The sequence below is a fragment of the Actinoallomurus acaciae genome (genome assembly GCF_042429965.1).
Classification (GTDB): domain Bacteria; phylum Actinomycetota; class Actinomycetes; order Streptosporangiales; family Streptosporangiaceae; genus Actinoallomurus; species Actinoallomurus acaciae.
The window spans coordinates 1-3,346 of the sequence record NZ_JBHLZP010000715.1; the positions used below are offsets into that span (position 1 = coordinate 1).

Genomic DNA, 3,346 nt, shown 5'->3' on the forward strand with positions numbered 1-3,346 from the left:
CGGCACGAGCGCGATCGCGTGCACGGCGACGCCGAGCGCCTCGGCGACGACGGCCCGGATCGCCTTGCCGATGACGGCCGGGAGCGCGTCCGCCCCGTCGGCCACGGCCCAGACGACGACGAGACGCTCCTCGCCCTCGGCCTCCACCGAGAACGCGGCGCCGTCCCCACGGCGCAGGGCGTCGTGCGCGCTCTCCACGGTCTCCTCGATGTCCTGCGGGTAGTGGTTGCGGCCGCGGATGATGAGCAGGTCCTTCAGCCGGCCGCGGACGAACAGCTCGCCGTCCTCGGTGAGGAGGCCCAGGTCGCCGGTGCGGAGCATGCGTGTCCCCGGCCGCGACGGGTGGGGGGCGAACGTCCGCGCGGTCTCCTCGGGCCGGTTCCAGTACCCGGCGGCGACGCTCGGCCCGCTGACGCACACCTCGCCGATCTCTCCTGGACCGCGCACCCGGCCGTCGGCCGGATCCACGACGAGGACCTCCTGCCCTCCCACGGCCCGGCCGCAGCCGACGAGTCGCGAACCGTCCTCGGCCTCGCGCACCGTGACCGGCCGGCCGACCTCCTTGGCGGTCACCAGAAGCGTCGCCTCGGCCAGGCCGTAACAGGGCAGGAACGCCTCGGGGCGGAACCCCGACGGCGCGAACGCGCGGGCGAACCGGTCCAGTGAGTCCCCGCGCACCGTGTCGGAGCCGTTGAAGGCCACCCGCCACGAACGCAGGTCGATGCGGGCGCGCTCTTCCGGCTCGCTCTTGCGCACGCACAGCTCATAGGCGAAGTTCGGGCCGCCGCTGTGCGTCGCCTCCCAGTGCCCGATCGCCTCCAGCCAGCGCAAGGGCCGTTCGAGCATGGCGGGCGGCGACATGAGGACGGCGGACGAGCCGGCGAACAGCGGAGCCAGGATGCCGCCGATGAGTCCCATGTCGTGGTACGGCGGCAGCCAGATGACCGCGTGGGTCCGCGGTTCGAGACGGAAGTGGTCGCGGATCAGGCCCAGGTTGTGGAGCAGGGTGCGGTGGGTGAGCATGACCCCCTTGGGGTCGGCGGTGGAGCCGGAGGTGTACTGCAGCAGGGCCAGGCCGTCGGAGCCGGTCCCCGGTTCGCTCCAGTCCGCGGCCCTGGAGTCGTCCACCTCGTCGGTCGCGATCCAGGTGAAGTCCGCGAGCTCCGGGGCCAGGTCCGCGGGTGGCGAGAGTTCGGCGAAGGCGCCGGTCGTCAGGACGGTCGTCGCCCCGGCGTCGCGCAGGATCCGGAGCAGGCGCGGCATCGCGCGACCCGCGTGGCCGGTGGGCGGGTAGACCGGCACCGCCACGACACCGGCGAACAGGCAACCGAAGAACGCCGTGATGTAGTCGATGCCCGGCGGATACAGCAGGAGGGCGGTCCGCCCGCCGGCACCCGCCTCGATCAGCGCGGCCGCGATCGCCCGCGCCCGGATTTCAAGCTCTCCGGTGGAGAGCGAATCCGCCCGCGCGTCGGTCCGGCCGTCGTGCAGAAAGTGGTAGGTCAGAAAATCGGGATCGGCCTCGGCGCGTGCGCGCACCAGATCGATGAGAGTTCGCAAAATCGGACCCTACCTTACGCCGTCTCACGGAAACACAAGTGGACTTGCGCGCCCTCGGTCGGGGGCTTGGCGGCATAGCCTGTCGATCAGAATGACGATTTGTCAAGGCGCATCGGAGTTGACTCGCGTTTCTTTTCGCGGTTAGTCTCGAGAAAACTTGGTCCGGCAATGATAAAAGCGCTTGGCATTCTTCGCGCCAACGCACTTGTCAGCACCCTGGCTCGATCGGATGCAAAGGCCGAGCCGACCGGAAGGCAGTCCCCATTGCCCTCTTCAACCAGCATGTTGAAACGCTCTGACGTCGCACTTCACGCGGGCTTCGCGCGCAGCGTGGCGCGCCGGCCGCAGGCGGTCGCCGTCGAATACGGCGAACGCCGCCTCACCTATTCTGAGCTGGACCGGATGGCGAATCGCGTGGCGAACCGCCTGCTTCGGACCGGCGTGGCGGCCGACACTCGCGTGGCCATCGCGCTGGAGCGCTCGCCCGAGGCGATCGCCGCCATTATCGGAGTGCTCAAATCCGGGGCGGCCTATGTGCCGCTCGACCCGTCGTTTCCCGTCAAATGGACGGAGAAAATCCTGGCGGACACCTCGGCGAAGATGTTGGTGACAAGCCGGGAGTCGACGGCCGTACCATCAGCGGATCTTCCGATATTGCACGCCGATGCGGGATTCGCCGAAGCGCGGAATGAGCCGGAAACGGAGCCGCGGGTCGGCGTCTCAGCGCATGATCTAGCTTACGTGATCTATACCTCCGGATCCACGGGCCGGCCGAAAGGCGTGGCAATCCCGCACGCCGCGGCGGCCAATTACGTGACCGGCGCCATTGAGACTTATGGGCTCACCTCGGCGGACCGCTGTCTCCAGTTCGCCTCTCTGGCCTTCGACGCGAGCGTGGAGGAGGTGTTCACCTGCCTGGGCGCGGGCGGGCGGCTGGTCTGCCGGCTCCCCGGGTCGCTGGACTCGATGGCGGCCTTTCTCGCCCACTGCGACCGGGCCCGCGTCACCGTGCTCGACCTGCCCACCGCCTTCTGGCACGAACTCGTGGCGACCTGCCGCGACGAAGGGCTGACGCTGCCGCCGTCGCTCCGCCAGGTCATCGTCGGCGGGGAACGCCTCCGCCCCGAGCTCCTCCCGCCCTGGCACGCTCTGGTGGGAGACCGGGTGAGGCTCTGGAACAGCTACGGGCCGACCGAGACCACCGTCTGCGTCACCGCCGGAATCGTCGATCCGACCTCGGCGGACGGCGAGGCGTCGATCGGGCGGCCCCTGCCCGGCGTCGAACTCCACGTGCTCGGCGAGGGCGGAGAGCCCGCGCCGGTCGGCGAACTCCACGTCGGCGGCGTACAGCTCGCGCGAGGCTACCTCGGCCGCCCCGAGGAGACGGCCCGGGCGTTCGTGCCGAACCGGTTCGGCGACGGCCGCCTGTACCGCACCGGCGACCTCGTCGCGTGGCGTGCGGACGGGAGCCTGGAATACCGCGGCCGTGTCGACGGCCAACTGAAGATCCGCGGGTTCCGCGTCGAGCCGGGCCAGATCGAGGCCGAGCTCCTGTGCCATCCCGGCGTGCGCGAGGCCTTCGCGACCGTCCTCGACGACCGGCGGCTGGTCGCCTACGTGGGCGGTGTCGCGGACGGCCTGGCGCCGGAGGCCCTTCGCGGGCGGCTGCGGGCGAACCTGCCCCGCCACATGGTGCCCGCGGCCGTCGTCGTCCTGCCCTCGCTGCCCCGGAACACCGCGGGCAAGGTCGACCGCCGTGCGCTGCCGGCGCCGGCGATCGGCGCCG

General features: G+C 70.9%; 2 protein-coding genes. One reads left to right on the top strand and one right to left on the bottom strand.

The window, feature by feature from the left end:
• On the bottom strand, positions 1-1,560 hold a 1,560-nt coding region (locus ACFFNX_RS45590; protein ID WP_378212560.1), incomplete at its 3' end, for a fatty acyl-AMP ligase.
• A gap of 282 nt (positions 1,561-1,842) precedes the next feature.
• On the opposite strand from ACFFNX_RS45590, the gene ACFFNX_RS45595 reads away from it, so the two are divergent.
• A partial coding sequence (locus tag ACFFNX_RS45595) for an amino acid adenylation domain-containing protein (RefSeq protein ID WP_378212561.1) occupies positions 1,843-3,346 on the top strand: 1,504 nt, incomplete at its 3' end.